The 22,380-nt window shown below is 66.3% G+C and carries 20 protein-coding genes; 9 read left to right on the forward strand and 11 right to left on the reverse strand.

What is annotated here, in order from left to right; translation table 11 throughout:
* Positions 1 to 205: 205 nt before the first annotated feature.
* Genes ACEQZD_RS07030 through ACEQZD_RS07040 form a run of 3 tightly spaced genes read right to left on the reverse strand, consistent with a single transcriptional unit; the run spans position 206 to position 3,082 of the window.
* Positions 206 to 1,171, reverse strand: coding sequence for a rhodanese-related sulfurtransferase (locus ACEQZD_RS07030; protein WP_335628922.1), 966 nt, complete (start codon positions 1,169 to 1,171; stop codon positions 206 to 208).
* Positions 1,168 to 1,500 (reverse strand): BolA family transcriptional regulator, encoded by a 333-nt coding sequence (locus tag ACEQZD_RS07035; protein WP_142948814.1) that lies wholly within the window; start codon positions 1,498 to 1,500, stop codon positions 1,168 to 1,170. The genes ACEQZD_RS07030 and ACEQZD_RS07035 overlap by 4 nt, the downstream gene beginning before the upstream one ends.
* Positions 1,501 to 1,534: 34 nt before the next feature.
* Positions 1,535 to 3,082 (reverse strand): carboxylesterase/lipase family protein, encoded by a 1,548-nt coding sequence (locus ACEQZD_RS07040; protein ID WP_142948815.1) that lies wholly within the window; start codon positions 3,080 to 3,082, stop codon positions 1,535 to 1,537.
* 127 nt (positions 3,083 to 3,209) lie between these two features.
* On the opposite strand from ACEQZD_RS07040, the gene ACEQZD_RS07045 reads away from it, so the two are divergent.
* From ACEQZD_RS07045 to ACEQZD_RS07055, 3 genes are all read left to right on the forward strand, one after another.
* Complete coding sequence (locus ACEQZD_RS07045; protein WP_335628923.1) at positions 3,210 to 3,557, forward strand: poly(hydroxyalkanoate) granule-associated protein; 348 nt, start codon at positions 3,210 to 3,212, stop codon at positions 3,555 to 3,557.
* A 78-nt stretch (positions 3,558 to 3,635) separates the two neighbouring features.
* On the forward strand, positions 3,636 to 4,670 hold the full coding sequence (locus ACEQZD_RS07050) for an AraC family transcriptional regulator (RefSeq protein WP_335628924.1): 1,035 nt from the start codon (positions 3,636 to 3,638) through the stop codon (positions 4,668 to 4,670).
* Positions 4,671 to 4,826: 156 nt separating this feature from the next.
* Positions 4,827 to 5,807, forward strand: a complete 981-nt coding sequence (locus tag ACEQZD_RS07055) for a malate dehydrogenase (protein ID WP_142948818.1) — start codon at positions 4,827 to 4,829, stop codon at positions 5,805 to 5,807.
* 65 nt (positions 5,808 to 5,872) lie between these two features.
* Here ACEQZD_RS07055 and ACEQZD_RS07060 read toward each other — a convergent pair whose 3' ends face one another.
* The 8 genes from ACEQZD_RS07060 to ACEQZD_RS07095 all read right to left on the reverse strand — a co-directional run bounded on the left by ACEQZD_RS07060 (position 5,873) and on the right by ACEQZD_RS07095 (position 14,310).
* A complete protein-coding gene (locus ACEQZD_RS07060) occupies positions 5,873 to 6,439 on the reverse strand; it encodes a DUF805 domain-containing protein (protein WP_335628925.1) in 567 nt (188 codons plus the stop codon).
* Between the two features lie 17 nt (positions 6,440 to 6,456).
* Entirely contained in the window at positions 6,457 to 6,879 is a 423-nt protein-coding gene (locus ACEQZD_RS07065) for a CBS domain-containing protein (protein ID WP_142948820.1), read from the reverse strand.
* Between the two features lie 38 nt (positions 6,880 to 6,917).
* On the reverse strand, positions 6,918 to 9,023 hold the full coding sequence (gene mdoH, locus ACEQZD_RS07070; protein WP_335628926.1) for a glucans biosynthesis glucosyltransferase MdoH: 2,106 nt from the start codon (positions 9,021 to 9,023) through the stop codon (positions 6,918 to 6,920).
* The gene (locus ACEQZD_RS07075) at positions 9,020 to 9,274 is read right to left on the reverse strand and encodes a hypothetical protein (RefSeq protein ID WP_228548183.1); all 255 of its coding nucleotides are present in this window, start codon (positions 9,272 to 9,274) and stop codon (positions 9,020 to 9,022) included. The genes mdoH and ACEQZD_RS07075 overlap by 4 nt, the downstream gene beginning before the upstream one ends.
* Positions 9,274 to 10,821, reverse strand: a complete 1,548-nt coding sequence (locus ACEQZD_RS07080; RefSeq protein ID WP_255442440.1) for a glucan biosynthesis protein G — start codon at positions 10,819 to 10,821, stop codon at positions 9,274 to 9,276. Before ACEQZD_RS07080 ends, ACEQZD_RS07075 begins: the two co-directional genes overlap by 1 nt.
* Before the next feature lie 145 nt (positions 10,822 to 10,966).
* The gene (gene rraA / locus ACEQZD_RS07085) at positions 10,967 to 11,449 is read right to left on the reverse strand and encodes a ribonuclease E activity regulator RraA (protein ID WP_142948823.1); all 483 of its coding nucleotides are present in this window, start codon (positions 11,447 to 11,449) and stop codon (positions 10,967 to 10,969) included.
* 16 nt (positions 11,450 to 11,465) lie between these two features.
* Positions 11,466 to 12,161, reverse strand: a complete 696-nt coding sequence (locus ACEQZD_RS07090; protein WP_142948824.1) for an NAD(P)H-binding protein — start codon at positions 12,159 to 12,161, stop codon at positions 11,466 to 11,468.
* 19 nt (positions 12,162 to 12,180) lie between these two features.
* Positions 12,181 to 14,310, reverse strand: a complete 2,130-nt coding sequence (locus ACEQZD_RS07095; RefSeq protein WP_255442442.1) for a response regulator — start codon at positions 14,308 to 14,310, stop codon at positions 12,181 to 12,183.
* Positions 14,311 to 14,496: 186 nt separating this feature from the next.
* Here ACEQZD_RS07095 and ACEQZD_RS07100 point away from each other — a divergent pair, with 186 nt between their 5' ends.
* From ACEQZD_RS07100 to ACEQZD_RS07125, 6 genes are read left to right on the forward strand one after another with little or no spacing between them, the layout of a single operon-like run.
* Positions 14,497 to 14,892: a MerR family DNA-binding transcriptional regulator gene (locus ACEQZD_RS07100; protein WP_142948825.1), complete on the forward strand. Its 396-nt coding sequence runs from the start codon at positions 14,497 to 14,499 to the stop codon at positions 14,890 to 14,892.
* Positions 14,885 to 16,048, forward strand: a complete 1,164-nt coding sequence (locus tag ACEQZD_RS07105; RefSeq protein WP_335628928.1) for an isovaleryl-CoA dehydrogenase — start codon at positions 14,885 to 14,887, stop codon at positions 16,046 to 16,048. Before ACEQZD_RS07100 ends, ACEQZD_RS07105 begins: the two co-directional genes overlap by 8 nt.
* Positions 16,049 to 16,051: 3 nt before the next feature.
* Positions 16,052 to 17,662 (forward strand): carboxyl transferase domain-containing protein, encoded by a 1,611-nt coding sequence (locus ACEQZD_RS07110; protein WP_335628929.1) that lies wholly within the window; start codon positions 16,052 to 16,054, stop codon positions 17,660 to 17,662.
* Positions 17,663 to 17,673: 11 nt separating this feature from the next.
* Positions 17,674 to 18,456, forward strand: a complete 783-nt coding sequence (locus ACEQZD_RS07115) for an enoyl-CoA hydratase/isomerase family protein (protein WP_335628930.1) — start codon at positions 17,674 to 17,676, stop codon at positions 18,454 to 18,456.
* Positions 18,457 to 18,458: 2 nt separating this feature from the next.
* Positions 18,459 to 20,432 carry a biotin carboxylase N-terminal domain-containing protein gene (locus ACEQZD_RS07120; RefSeq protein WP_335628931.1) on the forward strand — a complete coding sequence of 658 codons (1,974 nt, stop codon included), beginning with the start codon at positions 18,459 to 18,461 and terminating at the stop codon, positions 20,430 to 20,432.
* Positions 20,429 to 22,378, forward strand: coding sequence for an acetoacetate--CoA ligase (locus ACEQZD_RS07125; protein ID WP_370184721.1), 1,950 nt, complete (start codon positions 20,429 to 20,431; stop codon positions 22,376 to 22,378). The genes ACEQZD_RS07120 and ACEQZD_RS07125 overlap by 4 nt, the downstream gene beginning before the upstream one ends.
* Positions 22,379 to 22,380: the final 2 nt, after the last annotated feature.

Raw genomic sequence — 22,380 nt, forward strand, 5'->3', positions numbered from 1 at the left:
CGCTACGGGTCATCGCTGACGCTGAACCTTTCGGCAAAGCTCGGCGGCTGGCTCCATACGGGAGGTTCGGTCTCGGTGCCCGGTGTCCAGGACTGTGTGAGTCAGGGAGCCGAACACAAGCCTCCAGGGATGGATTCACGGCGGGTCCTGGACCCAAGCACCGAGACCGAACCGGGCTACGGAGCCGCCAAGACAGCAGGGCGACTCAGTCCGGGGAAGGATCGCTATCAGCGTGCTGATCGACACCCAGATGCCGGGTGCCCCGCTGGCGGGCCAGCTCGATCTGCTTCTGACGCTCGGCGAAGCGGGCTTTCTGCTCCGCCGACGATTCGTGGTAACAACGCGGGCAGGACACCCCCTTCCGGTACAGCGGCGAGGCCTTGTCGTCCTCGCTGATCGGTCGCCGGCAGGCGTGACACTGATCATAGCCGCCCGGCCGCAGTGCCTGGTCCACGGTGACGCGCTCGTCGAACACGAAACATTCGCCCTGCCACAGCGACGCCTCCGGCGGCGTTTCCTCCAGGTACTTCAGAATGCCGCCCTTGAGGTGGTAGACCTCCTCGAAGCCCTGCTCGCGCAGGTAGGCGGTGGACTTCTCGCAGCGAATACCGCCGGTGCAGAACATCGCCACTTTCTTGTGCCTGGCGGGGTCCAGGTGCTGCTTCACGTACTCCGGGAATTCGCGGAACGCCTTGGTGTTGGGGTTGACCGCGCCCTGGAAGGTGCCCACTTCGTACTCGTAGTCGTTGCGGGTATCGATCACCAGGGTTTCCGGATCGGCGATCACCCGGTTCCACTCCTCGGCTTCCAGGTAGGTGCCGCGGTTGGCGTTGGGGTCGAGGTCCTCCACGCCCATGGTGACGATCTCTTTCTTGAGTTTCACCTTGGTGCGCAGGAAGGGGTGCTCGGCGGCGAAGGACTCCTTGTATTCCATGTCCTGGAAACGGGGGTCCGCGCGCAGCCAGCCGACGATCGCGTCGACATCGTCGCGGGCGCCGGAGATGGTGCCGTTGATGCCTTCGTGGGCCAGCAACAGGGTGCCGCGCACGTCACGCTCAAGCATGGCCGCCAGCAGCGGCTCGCGCAGGCTCTGGTAGTCGTCGAGGCGGGTAAAGCGGTACAAGGCCGCCACCACGATGGGCCCCTCGCCGTGGTGCGGGGCGGGACTCATCGCGCCTTCTCCTTGGCCTGGCCGTCGCCGCCCCGGCAGTCCGGGGAGTCAGCCACGTCACCGCCCTGGGCACGCCATTCCTCCGGCGTGAAAAGATGCAGGGCGAGCGCGTGCACCGGCCCTTTCATCTCCTCGGCCAGCGCCTGGTAGACGGCCTGGTGGCGCCGCACCGGCATCTGGCCCTGGAAGGCGTCGGACACCAGCACCAGCTTGAAGTGGGTTTCCGAGTTGGCCGGCACATTGTGCCGGTGGCTTTCGTTTTCCAGTTCCAGGTGCGCGACCGGCAGGGCGTCGCGCACTTTGCTTTCAATGGCCTCGGCCACGGACATCGGGGTACTCCTGAGGGGTGACAGGGCCGCTATTTTACGCGCCCTGGCCCGGTTTTGCAGTCCCCGGCACGGGAATGATGTCGGCCCACAGGGCTTCGCCGTCCGCGTCCAGCAAGGCGGCTTCCGCGTCGCCGGGACCGAACTGGCGCACCCGGCGGGTGTCCTTCCAGGCCGGGCCCTGCACCGCCCGACCGTGGGCGAAATCCCCCCAGACTTTCTGCACCTCGGCCGCCAGAGCGCGGGCCGGCTCGCCGCCGCCGGTGAAGAACATGCCCGCCGGGGTGTCGGTGACGCCGAACACGAACGGCACGTCGATCACGTGGCAGGCGCCCATGGGCACGCCGAACTGCTGGCTGGTCCAGGTGAACTGGAAGCCGCGGGTGTCGTCCCGGTGGGCGGCCTGGGCATCGAGCAGCCGCAGGGTGGGCACGCGGAACAGGCGGTCGGTCTCCATGGCCGAGAACCAGTCCATGTTGCTGCGCTGCGGGTCCGGCGTGACGGTGCGCTGGTAGTAGCTGAGCGCCTGCTGGCCGTGCTGCGGCAGCGCGCGCTGGAAGCGGCGCAGGATTTCCGCCTCGTCGAAGCGGCGCAATTCCTCCACCGAGGGGAAGCCCGCCATCGGCCCGGCGTACTGGAAGAAGTGGTATTCGTCGCGGCAGACGCTGGCCATCAGGGCGATATCGCGGGCCTCGCCGTCGGCAATGGCGTCCACCGGCAGGCGTGGCAGCAGGTCGCCGTCCACCATCGGCTGGAAATTCATCGCGAACTGCGGCGTGGTGTCGCGCAGGCCACGTTTCACCAGGGTGCGCAGGGCCTGATTCTGGGCGGCGATCCAGGCTTTCGGGTCGGCCTGCCGGAGCTTGTCGGCGGCGCTGCCCTCGCCCGGCAACGCCTCCACGAAGGCGCTTGTGACCTTGGCCACCTCTTCCGGGGCGAGCGCGAAGTCGCCGGCGCCGGATTGGACGATGGCGCCCTGGAACAGGGGCCGGGCGCGGGGCGTGGCCATCAGGGTGGCGACACTGAAGCCGCCGGCGGATTCGCCGAACAGGGTGACCCGGTCGGGCCGGCCGCCGAACGCTTCGATGTGCCGGTTGACCCATTCCAGCGCCGCCACCTGGTCGCGCAGGCCCAGGTTGCTGTCCGCCTCCAGCTCCGGGGCGATGGCGGCGAAGTCGGCGAACCCGTGGGCGCCCAACCGGTAGGCGGCGTGCACCACCACCACCTTCTGGCTGGCCGCCAGCGCGGCGCCGTTATACAGCGGCTGGGACACCGAGCCGGCGATGTAGCCGCCACCGTGGTACCAGAGCATCACCGGGAAGGGTCCCTCCCCCTCCGGCACCCAGATATTCAGGTACAGGCAGTCTTCCCCGGAGTCCTCCACGCCCATCAGCGGGTTCTTGACCTGCAGCGACGGCAACGGATAGCGGTCCGCGTTAACGCTCCGGTCGCTGTCCGGCAACGGCCGGGGCGCCTTGAACCGCAACTCGCCCACCGGCGGCAGCGCGAACGGCACGCCCCGGAATTCCACCACGCCGTCGCCGGCGAGGCCCTGATACCCACCCTGGGGAAGCTCTACCTTCATGCACTCTCTCCCGATGTGTCCCGTCTCGGCGGAACACGTTGTTTAATTGTCGGACAACAAAAGATACCCAAAACGCCGGGTTGCTTACCATCGGCGTCACTGATGTTGGATAAGGAGACCCTTACTCATGAGCGACGCACAAGCAAACACCGAATACCCGGCCACCACCCTGAACGCGAAGCTGTCCGATTTAAGCACGGAAATCAGCGCCACGGCGGACAAGCTTAGCAAAGCGGCCCAGGGCGCGGTGACCCGGCTCAGCGAATCCGGTAACGAATTCTTTCAGGAGCTGATCAAAAGCGGCGAATCCCTGCGGGCCAAAACCGGCAAGAGCGGCGACGCGGAACAGTGGCGCGCGCGCCTGGCCCACACCCTCGGCCTGCCCACCCGGGACGAAATGGACGCCCTCAACAAAAAGCTCGACCGCATCAACCGCAAGGTCAATAAACTGGCCCGCGAACAAAAAGCGAAATGATCCTGCCTGACCGGGCCGTGCCGGCCCGGTCGCTTTCCCGTCATTGACTGGTCGGCGTCAATCACGTTGACTTCCGCTATGTCTGATTCCCATCCGCCTTCCCTGCATTCACTGACCGTGGCCTCGTTCTGGATCGAGTACCTGCTCGACGCCGCGTTGCACTCGGGCGTGGACCTCAGCGATGCCCTGGTGCGTCTGGGGGTGAGCGAGGCGGAGCTGGAATCGCCCCGGGCCCGGGTGCCGTTGAAGGTCGAAAACCGACTGTTCGAACTGGCCCTGGAAGGCAGCGGCGACCCCTTGTTCGGGCTGCACATGGGCGAATGCATCCGGCCACGCTTCATGGGCGAGCTGGGCTACGCCAGCATGTCCAGCGCCACCCTGCGCGACGCCATCGAACTGATGATCCCGTTCGCGCGGGTGACCACCGAATTCGCCGACCTGCGCTTCGAGTGGCACGATAATGAACTCTGGCTGATCCTCGATACCCCCTTCGAGGACCTGCCCACCTCGCCGCACCGGGTGGACGCCTTCTACGCCGGCGCGGTGGTGTTCGGCCGCTGGATTCTGGGCGCCGAGCTAAACCCCATGGCGGTGCACTTCCGGCACCCGCCCCACGGCGACAGCGGCGAATACCAGCGCCTGTTCGGCTGCCCGGTGTCGTTCTCCCAGCCCTGCAACGCCCTGGTCATCGACGAAGCCCTGCTGGATCTGCCGCTGCGTGACGCCGATCCGGAGGTGAACCGCATCGCCCGTTCGCGGATGCAGCGGGCGGTGACCCAGTACCGGGCCCGCGACAACCTGCTCGAGCAGGTGCGCCTGGAAATCCAGCAGCGGCTGGTGGACGGCGTGCCGCAGCTGGAACCGATCGCCGAGCGCCTGGGCGTCAAACCCTGGACCCTGCGCCGCCGGCTGCGCGCGGAACAGGCGGACTTTTCCACCCTGCTGGAAGAAGAGCGGCGCCGGCTGGCCTGCGACTGGCTGCTGCACAGCAACCGCTCGGTGAACCAGATCGCCCTGGATCTGGGCTATTCCGAACAGAGCGCCTTCAACCGCGCCTTCAAGCGCTGGTTCGGCGTCACCCCGGTGAGCTACCGGGACAGCGGCGGCCACTGAGACGCCGGTTTGGCGCCGATCCGCACCGATCCGTGCGCTCGCCCATCAGCTACTCTATAATGCGCGCGGCCCGGGGAACCTCCGAATGCGCACTTCCTAGCCAAGGTCGTATTCAGAGGCTCCTCAGTTCTCCCGACGATTCCAAGGAGATTTTTAATGAAAGCACCCGTACGCGTAGCTGTCACCGGCGCCGCTGGCCAGATCAGCTATTCCCTGCTGTTCCGCATCGCCTCCGGCGACATGCTCGGCAAAGATCAGCCGGTCATCCTCCAGCTTCTCGAAATCACCCCCGCCCTGGAAGCGCTGAAAGGCGTGGCCATGGAGCTGGAAGACTGTGCCTTCCCGCTGGTTGACGGCATCGTGCAGACCGACGACGCCAAGGTGGCGTTCAAGGACGCCGATTACGCCCTGCTGGTCGGTGCCCGTCCGCGCGGTCCGGGTATGGAGCGCAAGGACCTGCTGGAAGCCAACGCGGCGATCTTCTCCGCCCAGGGCCAGGCCATCAACGAAGTCGCCAGCCGCGACATCAAGGTGCTGGTGGTCGGCAACCCGGCCAACACCAACGCCCTGATCGCCCAGCGCAACGCGCCGGACATCGATCCGCGTCAGTTCACCGCCATGACCCGCCTGGACCACAACCGCGCCATGGCGCAGCTGGGCAACAAGCTGGGCAAGAGCATCAACGACGTTAAGAAGATGACCATCTGGGGCAACCACTCCTCCACCCAGTACCCGGATCTGCACCACTGCGAAGTGGACGGCAAACCCGCCATCGATCAGGTCGAGCAGGACTGGTACGAGAACGACTACATCCCCACCGTGCAGCAGCGCGGCGCCGCCATCATCAAGGCACGGGGCGCGTCCTCCGCCGCGTCCGCCGCCAACGCCGCGGTCGACCACATGCGCAGCTGGGCGCTGGGCAGTGACGACGGCGACTGGGTGTCCATGGGCATCTACAGCGACGGCTCCTACGGCATCCAGGAAGGTCTGATCTATTCCTACCCGTGCGTTTGCAAAAACGGCGACTGGGAAATCGTTCAGGGCCTGGAAGTGAATGACTTCTCCCGCGAGCGCATGACCGCCACCGAAACCGAGCTGGCCGAAGAGCGCGACGCGGTGAAGCATCTGCTGCCGTAAGTGATCCCGGTTTCCTGACGAAACCGTCGATCAAAAAAAAGGGCCTCCATTCGGAGGCCCTTTTTTTAGCGCTGCATCTGGTGCATTTGCGCGCGCTCCACGTAATCCTGATACGCGGGCAGCGCCACGGCGCTGATCATGCCGATCCACCCCACCATCACCAGCAGCATGATCACCAGAGCGGCGATCAAACCACCGCCGTTGGGGGTCGGCGCGGGGCCGTACCGGTTATCGCCGTCGCTGCCGGGAACGAACAGCATCGCCAGTGCCATGACGACGTTGGCCAGCGGTACGAACATCAGCAGGATCAGCCAGCCGCTCACGTTCATATCATTCAGCCGGCGCACGCCGTAAATAATGCTCATCACGGCCGCGAACACACCACCCACCGCGAGCACCAGCATCATCACCGAGAACATCACGCCGCCGGGCTCCGAAGCGGGCGGCCCGGCGATCGCGGCGACCGCCGCCACGGCGGCGAATACCAGGTAAACGATCAGGGTAATGGTGAGGGCATAGACGAAGTAGCGCACTCTGCCGAGACGGCCCTTTACCTGGAATAAGCGAGGCTGATAACGGCGTTCTGATCCGGTCTCCAGATCCGACCCCGGCGCGGCATAAGGCTGGTTCATGGTGTTCCCCCCTGGTTTTAGTTGCTTGTGTGTTCCAGCGGCGCGCTCTCCGCCCGGGCGGAGACGGCGCGCAGAATGTCGCAGCGGCTCAGCTGCCCCACCAGCCGCTGGCCGTCCACCACCGGCAGGCAACGGCGGTGGTTACGAAGAAACATCTCCGCCGCTTCCTGAACCGTGGCGTGACAGTCGAGGCGGTTCACTTCACGGCTCATATAGTCGGCCACCAGACCGATGCCGGTCTGGTGATAGCCCGCGTCCAGAGCGCCCTTCAACCCGTCGGATTCGGAGAACATGCCCACCAGCCGGCCCTGTTCCACCACCGGCGCGCCGGCCAGACCCTGGGCCAGCAACACGGCAATGGCGTCGGTGACCGACATGGAGGGGGAGAGCAAGAAAGGGTCGCGGATCATGTAATCCCTTACCTGTAATGTATTCAACATGGCTTCGTTCCCTGGAAGCGTTTTAATAAAGCCTACCGTCAGGCCTCGCGCACGGCCACCCCGAGTTGGCCGATGCGGCGCCCCCAATAGCCGTCCGGCGTGGCGCGCCAGGCCTGGCGGTGCAGCCAGGCGAGGCTGTCCGCGTCGCGGGCCAGCGCGTTGAGCTGGAAGCGGTTAAGCGTGGCCGGCCCCTGCTCCAGGCAGCGTTGCGCCCACTGGCGCAGGGTATCCGGCTCCACGGTCCGGCGGTGGCGCGCCTGGGCCCGGTGCAGACGGTTGAGGCGCGGATCGATCACCGCCACCTCGAAGGCGCTTAGCGGCGTGGGGTTGAGCGGCGCCGGCTCGGCCACCGTGCTCACCAGCGGGATCAGGCGCTGCTCTTCCGGCGTCAGCAGCAGACCGCGCTCGCGCAGCCACCGGCCGATCGCCACCCGGCTCAGCAGGACCGAAGTGGGCGCCGCCAGGATCAGCGGCAAGGCCACCGGCAGCGACCAGTAAAAGAACATCGGATCCAGCCACAGGGCCAGCGCCGCCCAGCCCGCGGCCAGCAGCGTGCCCGGTGCCTGGCTGATCAGCGCCTGGAGCCAGCCGGTTTCATCGGTGCGGTTCTGGCCGCCCCAGTGCAACGACACGTTGAACAGCGCCTCCAGCACATAGCGGCTGTGCGCCAACATGCGGATCGGCGCCAGCAGCATGGACACGAACAGTTCCAGAAACACCGACAGCAGCAGCTTCCAGAAGCCGCCGAACTGACGCCGGCCACCGCTGAGCAGCACATCCGCCACCGCCAGGAATTTCGGAAAAAACAGCAGGAAAAAGGTACTCAGGATCATCGCCACCGCCCAGTGCGGATGCCATTCCGGCCACACCGGGAACATGCTGTTCTGCGGATCCGGGAAGTAATCGATCGGCCACAGCGTCAACCGCGTGGCTTCGATGCTGGTGAGCACCAGAAACACGAACCACACCGGCGACGCCAGGTAGGAAAGGATACCGTTGATAAACGCCATGCGGTGGGCGAAGCGGATGCGGCGGCCGAAGAACAACAGCCAGATGTGCTGCATATTGCCTTTGGTCCAGCGCCGGTCACGGGTGAGCTCGTCCACCAGGGTGGGTGGCGACTCTTCGTAGCTCTCGTGCAACTCCGGCTCCATCCACACCTGGTAGCCGGCGCGGCCCATATAGGCGGCCTCGACGAAGTCATGGCTCATGATCGAGCCTTTGAACAGGCCGAACCCGGACAAGCGGCGCAGGCCGCAGTGCGCCATGAACGGCTCGGTGCGGATAATGGCGTTATGGCCCCAGTAGGCCGCTTCACCCAGTTGCAGCGCGGCCAGGCCGGTGCTGAACAGGGGCCCGTAGATGCGGTTGGCGAACTGCTGAAAACGGGCGAACGCGGACCGGGCGTTGATCAATGAGGGGCTGCTTTGCAGAATGCCGATGCGCGGCGCCAGCTCCATGTGCCGCACCATGCGCACCAGGGTGTCGCCCCCCATCACGCTGTCCGCGTCCAGCACCACCATGTAGCGGTAGTCGGCGCCCCAGCGGCGCAGAAAATCGGCCACGTTGCCGCTTTTGAAGTTCAGGTTGACCGGCCGGTGCCGGTAGAACAGACGGCCTTCCAGGCCCAGCTCCCGGCACAGCGCGTACCAGCCGGCCCGTTCCGCCAGCCACACGTCCGCGTCACGGCTGTCGGAAAGAATATAAAAATCGAAATGGTCCAGCTGACCGCTGGCACGCAGGGATTCCACCGTGGCGCGCAGGCCGGCCAGGGTGCGGTCCACCGGCTCGTTGTAGATCGGCAGCACCAGCGCGGTGCGGGCCAGGGGTGTGGCCGCCAGGGTGGCGGCATCATGCCGGCGCGCCAGCGATTGCGGATCACCGCCCCGGCGGCGCATGTAGAAGCCCAGCATGGCGGTCCAGAAGCCCACCGAGATCCAGGCGAACAGCAGCGCGAACAACAGCAGAATACTTTGTTCCAGCAGATCGCCGCCGTGGTAAGGCAGCACCGACAGCATGCCGTAAACACCGGCCAGGGTCTGGCCGACCACCAGCAGGGTAAGCACCGTGCGGCGCATCACCGCCACCGCCTTCCAGCGGCCGGTGAGGTCGGGCACCGATTCCGCCTCGCCGGCCCCGCTCATAGCGAATCCGCGTAATGAACGCTGGCGTGGTGCAGCGGTGGTGTTTGCGGGGGCAGCGCCTCTTCCGGCAAGGGAAAGGTGTCCGGCAGCCGCTCCATCACCCGGGCCAGCAGCCGCTGCTCCCCCTCTTCCAGGGCGCTGTCCACCAGCCGCAGCGCGCGCCGCGCCACCTCCGGCGTCACCCTGATTCCGGACAGGCGCAGATAGGTGAGCGCCCGCGCCAGTGTCTCTTCCACCTCGTGATACGGCATCAGCGGGCCTCGCCCAGAATGTCGTTGTCGGCGGGGATGTCATAGGACCAGGTTTCGGAAACCGCCTCCTCCTCGTTCTTGAGGAAGGCGCGCAACGCCAGCGGCTGGCCCTCCGCCGGCTTCGCCAGAATCGACAGCCGCCAGCGATTCACCGGGCTGAGGAATTCAACGAAATGCTCGATCACTTCGGCGTCGCCGCCGGCGGTCACGGCGCTGGTCACCGGCGCGTCGGCGGACAGATCCTTCAGCGGCCCGCCGGCGAAATCCACGATCACCCGGTAGGCGCCCTCCACGGTGCCACCGCCGACCCGGTTGCCGTCGCCGACGAAGGTTCTCTCGGCGCGCGCCCGGTCGCCGCCGCTCACCGACGGCCCGCCCACCTTGAGGGAATAATCAAACGACAGCGACTGGCCTTCGCGGACCGGCTCATCCGGGGTCCAGAACGCCACGATGTTATCGTTGGTTTCGTTGTTGGTGGGCAGTTGCACCAGCACCACCCTGCCCTTGCCCCAGTCGCCCTTGGGCTTCACCCAGGCACTCGGGCGGCGATGATAGTTGGCGCCGTAATCCTGGAAATCCTCGAAGTTGGTCTGCCGCTGCATCAAGCCGAAGCCCTGCACCGATTCGGTCTGGAAATAGTCCAGTTTCAGGCTTTTCGGATTCAGCAGCGGCCGCCACAGCCACTCGCCGCTGACCCCGTTATGAACCAGCAGGCCGCCGGAATCGTGCACCCGGGGCCGCCACTCGCCGCGCGGACGGGCGGTGTTGCCGCCGTAGAAAAACATGCTGGTGAGCGGCGCGATGCCCAGTTTCTCGATGTCGCTGCGAATGAACAGACGGGCCTGCACGTCCATCACGGTGTTATCGCCGGTGCGCACGTCGAACCGGTAGGCTCCGGTGAGGCTGCGGCCGTCCAGCAAGGCATACACGGTCATGGTTTCCGACTTGGCGTCCGGGCGCACCAGCCAGAATTCCGTGAACGAGGGAAACTGCTCGCCGGAGGGCAGCCCGGTGTTCACCGCCACGCCCCGGGCGGATAAGCCGAAGCTGTTGTCACGGCCGACGGCGCGGAAGTAGCTGGCGCCGGCGAACACCAGAAACTGGTTGCGGCTGTCCGGGCCCTGCAACGGATAGGTGAGCTTGAAGCCGCCGTGGCCGAGATCCGCGGGGATACGCTTGGCCAGCTCTTCGTTGGTGTAGTTGTAGTCGGTTTTGTTGTAGGTGATCGGGCGGACACCCTCGGCATCCACCTCGTGGAGCACCACCGGATGCTTGAAGTACAGGCCCGGCGACATCAGCATCACCTGGAAGCGGGCGTCGCTTTTGATCCAAAGGCTGTTTTCCGGCTTGAAGCGAATGCCCTGGTACTGCTCGTAGGTAAGCTCGCGGAGAAAGGCGGGAATGGGCGTCGGTGCCTGGTAGGATTCATCGGCCAGCGCCCTGGCCTTGTCGATCACATCCTCAAAAGAGAACCCCGACGCCGGAAGCGGCAAGGCCGCCAGGGCCAGCCACAGCATCAGCATCGGCCACCAACGAAAACGCTCCATGTATACAACCCCGCTGCCTGATGTCGCCGAGCCTGGACCGGCTCGACGCCGCTATCATCAGACAGATGTTAACCGTGTGACAACCGGGCGGGCGGGGATAAACGTCAATAAACTATAAATTTTCGAAAAACCCGCCCGCGACCCTTTAAATCAGGGCCTTGGGGGCGGTGATCACACCGTTGTTGTCGGCGTAGACGAACTCGCCCGGGCGGAACGTCACGCCGCCGAAGGTGATGTCGATGTTCAGCTGGCCCTCGTCCCGGCGCACCGATTTGATCGGCACGCAGCCCAGGGACAGCACGCCGATATCCAGCTTGGCCAGTTCATCCACATCGCGGCAGGCGCCGTGGATGATCACGCCTTCCCAGCCGTTCTTCACCGCGTTCTCGGCGATCATGTCGCCGATCAGGGCGTTGCGCAGGCTGCCGCCGCCGTCCACCACCAGCACCTTGCCTTTACCGTCGGTGCCCAGGTGTTCCTTGACGCGGGAATTGTCCTCGAAGCATTTCACCGTGACGATTTCACCGCCGAAGGCGCCGCGGCCCCCGTAGCTGAACCAGTTAAGGCCGGTGACCACGGACACCAGGTCCGCGTTGTCGTCGCACAAATCACAGGTGACGAAACTCATCTTTACTCCTTCTACGTTAAGACACAGCCCGTGGGTATTTTTCACGAAACTTGCCGGCGTACACCACGAAATCGCGGAAGCGCACCCGGTAGACCCCGGTGGCCGGGCCTTCCAGCGCCATGCCCACCAGCGCCTCGGCGACCCGCTCGCCGCTCACCGGCAGCCAGTGCGCGTCGGTCCAGCGGGTGATCGGGTCGATGATTTTCGAAAAACGAATCCCGAACGCTTCCACCGGACGCGGCCGCTCCCGCTCGCCGAGCAGCAGGGACGGCTGGAACAGCGCCAGCAACGGCAGCTTCAGTGCTTTCAGTTCGCGTTCCGCCTGCCCCTTGGTGCGCGCATAGAAAAACGGCGAATGGGCATTGGCATTGACCGCCGACACCATCATAAAGCGCTGCACGCCGGCATCGCGCGCCGCGCGGCCCACCGCGGTGATCAGATCCAGGTCCACCGCGCGGAACGCTTCCTTGGAGCCGGCCTGCTTCAGGGTGGTGCCGAGCGCGCAGAACACGTCGTCGACCTGAAAATATTCGGTTTCCTTGTCGAATTGCGCCGGCTCCACCACCTTCTCGATCAGTTTCGGATGGTCGATCCCCAGCGGCCGGCGCGTCAGCACCCGTACTTCCTGGTAGGCGTCGCAATCCAGCAGCAGGCGCAAACAATGCCCGCCAACCAGACCGGTGGCGCCCAACAGCAGGGCCCGTCGGCTCATGGCAGTTCCCTCGTTGTTGTCATTCGTCGTCGTTACCTTCCCCGTCGGTATCCACGTCGTGGAGCAACCAGCGCCGCAGCACGGTTTCCAGCTCTTGAAGATGCACGGGTTTGGCGAGAAAGTCATCCATGCCGGCGGCCAGACACTTGGCCTGAACGCCCTCGGCGGTGTTGGCGGTGATCGCGATCACCGGGGTGCGGGTGCGCTCCGCGGCCTGCTCTCTTTCGCGCAGGGTGCGGGTGGCGGTGAAGCCGTCCAGCTCCGGCATCATGCAGTCCATCAGGATCAGATCGAAGCTTTCCTGCTCCAACAGCGCGAGAGCGGTTTCCGCGTTATTGACCGTCTTAACCTGATAGCCGAGCTTGCCGAGCATGCCACGGGTGACCAGCTGGTTGACCTCGTTGTCTTCCACCAGCAGCAGCCGGTAAAGCCTGCGGCGCTCGCGCTCTTCCGGGGTTTCGGTGGGCAGGTCCGGCACCGGCATCTGGCGCGGCACGCCCAGCAACTTGCCCAGTGCCACGCGCAACCCGGTGCGATGAACCGGGCGCACCAGCACCACCAGCCCGTGCTTGTCCACCAGCCGCTGCACCGCCGGCTCGCCGCGCTCTTCGATGGCGCAGATCAGCATCAGTTTCACCGGCCGCAGCCCGGGGTCTTCCAGCACGGTGCGGCACAAGTTCAGCGCCGATTCCCGGCGCCCGTGGGTGTCCACCAGCAGCAACTCAAACTCGCTGTGCTCGCGGTGACCGGCGCGCACCGCCTGCAACGCCTGGTCGTAATCCCGGGCGCCCTGGCAGTAGCTGCCCAGTGCTTCGAATTCTTCCTGCAGACAGGCCAGGGAGCCGCTGCTGGTGCCCACCGCCAGGCCCTGCACCTGGCCCACGGCGCCGGCCAGCTTGGTGCTCTCGCTCATGTTCGCCTGCATGCCCAGGCGCACCGTGAACCAGAACGTGGAGCCTTCGCCGGGATTGCTTTCGGCGCCGATCATACCGCCCATGGCCTCGATCAGACCCTTGCAGACCAGCAGCCCGAAGCCCGCGTGCCGGGTGCTGAAGGCGTCCTGGGCACCGGCCAGGAACTGATCCTCGAACAGATGCTTGAGGGTCTCGGTGTCCATGCCCTGGCCCTGGTCACTGACCCGCACCCGCAGCACGCCGTCGCTTTCCCCTTCGGTGGTGAAATCCACGTCCAGGCGTATTTCGCCGCGCTCGCTGAATTTGATCGCATTACTGAGCAGATTGGTGAGCACCTGCAGCAGACGGTCCCGGTCGCCGCGCACCCGTTTCGGCAGCATGCGGTCCACCACCGCTGACAGCTCCAGATTCTTGGACTGGGCCATGGGGCCGAAGGCTTCCAGGGTCTGCTCCAGGGCGCCGCGCAGGTCGAAATAGTCCGGGCTCAGGGTGATGCGCCCGGTGAGAATCCGGGAGTAGTCCAGCACGTCGTCGATCAGGCTGATCATCAGCTTGCCGCTCTGCCCCGCCACCTGCAGGTATTCCTGCTGCTCGTCACTGAGCCGGGTGTCCTCCAGCAGCGACATCATGCCCATCACCGAATTCATCGGCGTGCGCAATTCATGGGCGAGCCGGTATACCAGGCTGAGCTGGATGTCAGTGTTGGCCGGCAGGTCCCGGCGCCGCTCGGGGGAACCACGGCGCTCGCGGGTGACCGCGTGCCAGAACAGCTCGTACTGCCCCCGGTAAAGACGGAACAGATAGAACGTGTAGGACGTCACCAGCAGCCCCAGCAGCCATTCCTGCAGGCCGGCGGCCAGGAACAGCGAGGCGATCAGCGGCAGGAACATCAGCAGGATATACACCTGCCGCACCCGCAGGCCGGCCATCCAGGAGCTGCCCAGCGCGGTGGTCACACCGACGTTATAGAGAATCACCACGAAGACGTTGAAGCCGGTGCCGACCCGCCACACCAGCCAGGCGGGCAATACCCCCCAGACCAGGGCGTGCAGAATCAGGCCGAGCGCGAACAGCCGGCGCCAGCGCGCCGGCCCGGCGCCGTAGAGGGCGTCAAAGCGCGCCACCAGCCACAGCCGGTAAGCGGTCACCAGCACCACGGCGCCGCCGGCGATCAGCGTCTCCAGCTCGTAAGCCCGGTAGACACCGCCCCAGGCGGTCACCAACGCATAAACCACAAGGGCCGCCAACACCCCCATCAGAGAGTTCTTGGCGGCCCCGTAGTCGACTCGTTTCAGAACCTTGCGATCTTTTCGGTAAATCACCCGTCCACCATCCTCGGACGAAGAAGGCGCTAAAGGTAACACCGTCCAACCGGACAGGCCACTTTACGTTAACGTAAACTTCCCCTAATCTTTTCCGCCATGACACTCAAGCAAAGCTACGGCATCGGCGAGCTGGCACGGGAATTCGACGTGACCACGCGCACCATCCGTTTTTACGAAGACCAGGGCCTGCTCACGCCCCGCCGGCGCGGCCAGACGCGCATTTATTCGCCGGCGGACCGGGTCGCCCTGAAGCTAATCCTGCGCGGTAAACGCCTGGGCTTCTCGCTGGCGGAATCCGGCGATCTGATCCGCCTCTACCAGCCCACCGGCGACAACCGCCAGCAGCTCGGTGCCCTGCTTGAAAAAATCGAAGAGAAACGTACCCAGCTACAACAGCAACTGGTCGACATCCAGATCATGCAACAGGATCTGGACGCGGCCGAGGAACGCGCCAGGCAGGCGCTGAAGGAATTGGAGGAAAGCGATGTTTAACGGCGGCCTGGATTTTCAGTTCGACGACACCCTCACCGCGCTGCAGGACAGCGCCCGCGCCTTCGCCCGCAAGGAGATCGCACCGATCGCCGCGCGCGTGGACCAGGACAACCTGTTCCCCAACGAGCTGTGGAAGAAGCTCGGCGATCTGGGCGTGCTGGGTGTCACCGTGGGCGAGGAATACGGCGGCGCCGGCCTGGGCTACCTGGCCCACACCCTGGTGATGGAGGAAATCTCCCGGGCCTCCGCGTCCATCGGCCTGTCCTACGGCGCCCACTCCAACCTGTGCGTGAACCAGATTTATCTCAACGGCAACGACGCCCAGCGCCAGAAGTACCTGCCCAAGCTGGTCAGCGGCGAGCACATCGGCGCGCTCGCCATGAGCGAGCCCGGCGCCGGTTCCGACGTGGTCAGCATGGGCCTGCGCGCGGAAAAGAAAGGCGACCGCTACGTACTCAACGGCAACAAGATGTGGATCACCAACGGCCCCGACGCCCACACCTATGTGATCTACGCCAAGACCGAACCGGACGCCGGCCCGCGCGGCATCACCGCCTTTATCGTCGAGCGCAACTTCCCCGGTTTCTCCCGCGCCCAGAAGCTGGACAAGCTGGGCATGCGCGGCTCCAACACCTGCGAGCTGGTGTTCGAAAACTGCGAAGTGCCGGAAGAAAACATTCTCGGCGAACTCAACCAGGGCGTGCGCGTGTTGATGAGCGGCCTGGACTATGAGCGCACCGTGCTGTCCGGCGGCGCCACCGGCATCATGCAGGCCTGCCTGGATGTGGTGCTGCCCTACGTCCATGAGCGCAAGCAGTTCGGCCAGGCGATCGGCGAATTCCAGCTGATGCAGGGCAAGCTCGCCGATATGTACGTCACCCTCAACGCCAGCCGCGCCTACCTCTACCAGGTGGCGCGCAACTGCGACGCCGGCCACAGCAGCCGCAAGGACGCCGCCGGCGCCATCCTCTACTGCGCCGAGAACGCCACCCAGATGGCCCTGGACTCGATCCAGTGCCTGGGCGGCAACGGCTACATCAACGAATACCCCACCGGCCGCCTGCTGCGCGACGCCAAGCTCTACGAGATCGGCGCGGGCACCAGCGAGATCCGCCGCATGCTGATCGGCCGCGAACTGTTCAACGAGACCGCCTGAGCCATGCCAAAAATCATCAGCCAGCTCAACAAAAGCGCGCCGGAATACGGCCAGTACCGCGAACACAATCTGGCGCTGCGTGACACCCTGAAGGAAAAACTCGACCGCATCGCCCATGGCGGCGGCGAGGCCGCCGAAGCGCGCCTGCGCGACAAGGGCAAGCTGCCGGTGCGCGAGCGCATCCAGCACCTGCTCGACCCGGGCTCCCCTTTCCTGGAGCTGTCGGCGCTGGCCGCCGACGGCGTCTACCCCGGTGAGGACGTGCCCGCCGCCGGCTGTGTCGGCGGCATCGGCCGGGTGGCCGGCGTGGAGTGTATGATCGTCGCCAATGATCCCACGGTGAAAGGCGGCAGCTACTACCCGCTGACTGTAAAAAAACATCTTCGCTGCCAGGCGGTGGCCGCCGAGAACCGGCTGCCCTGCGTCTACCTGGTGGACTCCGGCGGCGCCAACCTGCCGCGTCAGGACGAAGTGTTCCCGGACCGCGATCACTTTGGGCGTATCTTTTTCAACATGGCCAATATGTCGGCGCGCGGTATTCCGCAGATCAGCGTGGTGCTGGGCTCCTGCACCGCCGGCGGCGCCTATGTGCCGGCCATGGCCGACGAAGTGATCATGGTGCGCAACCACTCCACCGTGTTCCTGGCCGGCCCACCGCTGGTGAAAGCCGCCACCGGCGAAGTGGTCAGCGCCGAGGAGCTGGGCGGCGCCGCCCTGCACGGCGAGCAGTCCGGCGTCGCCGACCATCTGGCCGACGACGAACCCCATGCGCTGGATCTGGCGCGCCGCTGCATCGGCCGGCTTAACTGGCACAAGCCGGAACAGCTGGAGGTGCGCCCGGCCCGGCCGCCGGCCTATGAGCCGGACGAACTGTACGGTCTGATTCCGCCCACCACCCGTTCGCCGATGCCGGCCCGGGAGCTGATCGCTCGCATCGTCGACGACTCCGACCTGGACGAATTCAAGGCCAACTACGGCACCACCCTGGTCACCGGCTTCGCCCGCATCCACGGCTTTCCGGTGGGCATTCTCGCCAACGACGGCGTGCTCTATTCCGAGTCCGCGCTCAAGGGCGCCCACTTCGTGGAGCTGTGCAACCAGCGCAAGATTCCGCTGCTGTTCTTGCAGAACATCACCGGCTTCATGGTGGGCAAGAAATACGAAGCGGAAGGCATCGCCAAGCACGGCGCCAAGATGGTCAACGCGGTGGCCTGCGCCAGCGTGCCCAAATTCACCGTGATCACCGGCGGCAGCTTCGGCGCCGGCAACTACGGCATGTGCGGGCGCGCCTACGACCCGCGCTTTATGTTCATGTGGCCCAACGCGCGCATCTCGGTGATGGGCGGCGAACAGGCCGCCAGCGTGCTCACCCAGGTAAAAGCCGCCTCGCTGAAAAAGAAAGGCGAGCACTGGAGCGATGAAGACGCCCAGCGGTTTCAGGACGACATGACCGCCCAGTACGAAACCATGGCGCAACCCTGGTACGCCAGCGCCCGCCTGTGGGACGACGGCGTCATCGACCCGGCGGACACCCGCGACGTTCTCGGCCTGGCCATTTCCGCCAGCCTCAATGCACCCATCGAAGAGACGCGCTACGGCGTGTTCCGCATGTGAGGGAGACAACCATGAGTGTGCAAACCACCCGCCGGGGCCCGGTCACCCACATCACCCTGAACAACCCGGACAAACGCAACGCCTTCGACAACACCATCATCGAAGCGCTGATCGACGCCTTCCAGCAGGCCGGTGGCGACGACGGCCGGGTGATCGTGCTGGACGCCGCTGGCAAGCATTTCTCGGCCGGCGCCGACCTCAACTGGATGCGCGCCATGGGCGCCCTCGACGAGCAGGAAAACCGCGCCGACGCCCTGCGCCTGGCCACCCTGATGGACACCATCGACCGGGCCGGCAAACCGGTGATCGCCCGGGTTCAGGGCGCCGCCTACGGCGGGGCCCTGGGGTTGATCTGCGCGGCGGACATCGCGGTGGCCGCCGACGACGCCCGCTTCTGCCTCAGCGAAGTGAAGCTGGGCATTCTGCCGGCGGTGATCGCGCCCTATGTGGTGCGCGCCCTGGGCGCCCGCCAGGCGCGCCGCTACGTCATGACCGCCGAAGTGATCGACGCCCCCCGCGCCGGCCGGCTCGGCCTGGTCCACGAAGTGGTGCCGGCGGCGGAGCTGGACGCCACCGTGGACAAACTGGTGAGCGCCCTGCTCGACGGCGCCCCCGAAGCGCAACGGCGCGCCCGCGAGCTGGTGCACCGCGCCGACGACAGCGACGTCAGCCAAGGGTTGATCGAGTACACCGCCAACCTGATCGCCGAGCTGCGCACCGGCGCGGAAGGCCAGGAGGGCCTGGGCGCCTTCCTGGAAAAACGCCCGCCGAACTGGAAACCGAACCGGAACTGACCATGGCCGCCATCAACACGCTATTGATCGCCAACCGGGGCGAGATCGCCCGGCGCATTATCCGCACCGCCCGCGAGCTGGGCCTGACCACGGTGGCGGTGTACTCCGACACCGACGCCGACGCGCCCCATGTGCGCGAGGCCGACCGCGCCGTGCGGCTGGGCCCGGCGCCGGCCCGGGACAGCTACCTGGACATCGACAAGGTGATCCGCGCCGCCCGCGACAGCGGCGCCGACGCCATTCACCCCGGCTACGGCTTTTTGTCCGAGAACACCACCTTCGCCGACGCCTGCGCGGACGCCGGCCTGATCTTTGTCGGCCCCGGCGCCGACGCCATCCGCCTGATGGGCGACAAGGCCGCCGCCCGCCAGCACATGGCGCAAAGCGGCGTGCCGGTGCTGCCCGGCTTCGACCGGGAAGGCGCCGACGACGCCACCCTGATCGCCGAGGCCGACAAGGTCGGCTTCCCGCTGCTGATCAAGGCGGTGGCCGGCGGCGGCGGCAAAGGCATGCGCGCGGTGGACAACGCCGCCGGCTTCCAGGAAGCCCTGGCCGCCGCCCGCCGCGAGGCACGCAACGCCTTCGGCGACGACCGGGTGCTGCTGGAGCGCTACCTGCCCACCGCCCGCCACGTGGAAGTGCAGGTGTTCGCCGACAACCACGGCAACGCGGTGCACCTGTTCGAGCGCGACTGCTCGGTGCAGCGCCGCCACCAGAAAATCATCGAGGAAGCCCCTGCCCCCGGCCTCACCGAGGCCCAGCGCCGGGCTCTCGGCGACGCGGCGGTGCGCGCCGCCCGCGCCATCGACTATCGCGGCGCCGGCACGGTGGAGTTTCTGTTCTCCCCCGAAGGCGAATTCTTCTTCATGGAGATGAACACCCGCCTGCAGGTGGAGCACCCGGTCACCGAGCTGATCACCGGCGAGGATCTGGTCGCCTGGCAACTGGCCGTGGCCGAAGGCCGGCCGCTGCCGAAAAGCCAGGAGCAGATCCAGCGCCACGGCGCCGCCATGGAGGTGCGCCTGTACGCGGAAAACCCCTACCAGCAGTTCCTGCCCTCCGCCGGGCGCCTGGAACAACTGCGCTGGCCGGCACAGGTGCGCGTGGACAGCGGCTTCGAGGCCGGCGACCGGGTCAGCGACCATTACGACCCGATGATCGCCAAGCTGATCAGCCACGGCGGCGACCGCGACCAGGCCCGCCGCCGGCTGGTGGCGGCCCTGGACGATCTCGCCATCAGCGGTGTGCATCACAATGCCGCCTTTCTGCACCGGGTTCTGAGCAGCCCGGTGTTCGCCGACGCCGAGTTGGACACCCGCCTGCTTGAGAAACACCCGGACCTGATGAAGCCGGCGCCGGCGGACAGCGACCTGGTCGCCGTGGCCGCCGCTGGCGCCGTGGCCCAACGGCCCGCCACCGGCAACGACCCCTGGGGCGCGCTGCCGGGTTGGCGTCCGCTGGGACAAAAGCGCACCCTGATCCCATTGCGGGTGGGCGAGCAGGCCCACACCGTGGTGCTCGACAATGACCAGGCCCGGGTGGACGGCGGCGAGCCCGCGCCCTTCCACCTGCGCCGCCGGGGCACCGCCTTTGAGCTGCACTGGGGCGAGCGACGGCTGGCCGGCCACCTGATCGAGTCCCACCATGGCGACGCCCGACATACGGCGGTATTCGTGCACGGTCAGGATTACCCGGTGGAGATACACCCGGCCCGGGAGAGCGACCGCGCCGGCGGCCAGGACGGCTTCATCGCGCCCATGAGCGGCACCATCGTCGCCTGCCATGTGGCAGCCGGCGCCACGGTGGCCGCCGGGGACGCGGTGATCACCCTGGAAGCCATGAAGATGGAGCACACCCTGCGCGCCGGCGCCGCCGGCACCGTGGAACGCTTCCACGTGGCCGATGGCGACAGCGTCGCCGAAGGCACGCTCCTGGTTGATTTCAATTCGCTGGATTCCGAAACGGAGGCACAATGACAACAACCCCGACCCCGCTCTGGCAGCCCGATGAAAAGCGGCTCAACGAAGGCCAGCCCGCCGCGTTCCGCGCCCGCGCCGAACAGCTGGCCGGCACGCCGCTCACGGATTACCGGGACCTGCACCGCTGGTCGGTGACGCAGCCGGAGGCGTTCTGGAATCTGGTCTGGGATTTTTGCGAACTGCGCGGCCATAAAGGCGAGCGGGTGCTGGCGCCGTCACCGGTGTTCCGCCACAACCGCTGGTTCCCGGACGCGCGCATCAACATGGCCGAGAACCTGCTGCCCCGGCACGACACCCACACCGCCCTGGTGAGCATCGACGAGGGCGGCCGCCGTGACCAGATCAGCTACAACGACCTGCACGTGGCCGCCGGCCAGGTGGCCGCGCAGCTCCAGGCCGCCGGCGTTGAGCCCGGCGACCGGGTCGCTGGCTACATGCCCAACCGCATCGAAACCGTGATCGCCGCTCTGGGCTGCGCCTGGATCGGCGCCATCTGGTCGTCCTGCTCGCCGGACTTCGGCGTCGAAGGTGTCCTGGACCGCTTCGGCCAGATCGAACCCAAGGTGTTGTTCGCCTGCGACGGCTACCAGTACAACGGCAAGTGGATCGAGCTGGATGAACGCATCCAGGCGCTGCATGAAAAACTGCAGCCGGAATTGCTGATCGTGATTCCCGGACGCGGCGACACCAGCGCGGTGCGCCAGGCGCTCAACTGGCGCGACTGGCTGGCCGCCGCCGGGGCGCCGCCGGCCTTCGCCGAGCTGCCGTTCGACCATCCGCTTTATATTCTCTATTCCTCCGGCACCACCGGCGCGCCCAAGTGTATCGTGCACGGCACCGGCGGCGCCCTGATCCAGCACGCCAAGGAACACCGCCTGCACGGCGACCTGGGCGCCGACGACGTGCTGTTCTACTTCACCACCTGCGGCTGGATGATGTGGAACTGGCTGGTCAGCGGCCTGCAGACCGGCGCCACCCTGGTGCTCTACGACGGCAACCCGGCCTACCCGGACGCCACCCGCCTGTTCGATGTGATCGACGCGGAGAAGATCACCCACTTCGGCACCAGCGCCAAGTTCGTGCAGGCGGTGGAAAAAGCCGGCGCCGTGCCCCGCGACAGCCACGACCTGTCCACCCTGCGCACGCTCTACTCCACCGGCTCGCCGCTGCTGCACGAGAGCTACGACTTCCTCTACGAGAAGGTCAAACCGGACCTGCTGGTGAGCTCGATTTCCGGCGGCACCGATATTATTTCCTGCTTCGCGCTGGGCAGCCCGCTGGTGCCGGTGTACCGGGGCGAACTGCAGTGCCTGGGCCTGGGCCTGGACGTGGCGGTGTTTAACGACGACGGCGAGCCGGTGGTCGGCGAAAAAGGCGAACTGGTGTGCCGCGCCCCCTTCCCCGCCTGCCCGGTGGCGTTCTGGAACGACCCGGACGAGGAGCGCTTCCACGGCGCCTATTTCGATCGTTTCGAGAATGTATGGGCCCACGGCGACTACGCCGAAATCGTCCCCCATGACGGCCACGACGGTCTGGTGATCCACGGCCGCTCCGACGCCGTGCTCAACCCCGGCGGCGTGCGCATCGGCACCGCCGAAATCTACCGCCAGGTGGAAACCCTGGAGGAAATCCGCGAGGCCATCGTGGTCGGCCAGCAGTACGACGGCGACGTGCGCGTGGTGCTGTTCGTGGTGCCCGCCGAGGGCATCGAACTGACCGACGAGCTGCGGAAAAAAATCCGCACCACCATCCGTGCCGGCGCCAGCCCGCGCCATGTGCCGGCGGTGGTTCTCGCCGTGCCGGAAATTCCGCGCACGGTGAGCGGCAAGATCGTCGAGCTGGCGGTGCGCGATGTGGTGCACGGCCGCGAGGTGCGCAACCGCAACGCCCTGGCCAACCCGGACGCCCTCGCCCACTTCGCCGACCGGCCCGAGCTGGCCTAATC

It is taken from the genome of Alloalcanivorax sp. (assembly GCF_964221125.1).
GTDB classification, from domain to species: Bacteria; Pseudomonadota; Gammaproteobacteria; order Pseudomonadales; family Alcanivoracaceae; genus Alloalcanivorax; species Alloalcanivorax venustensis.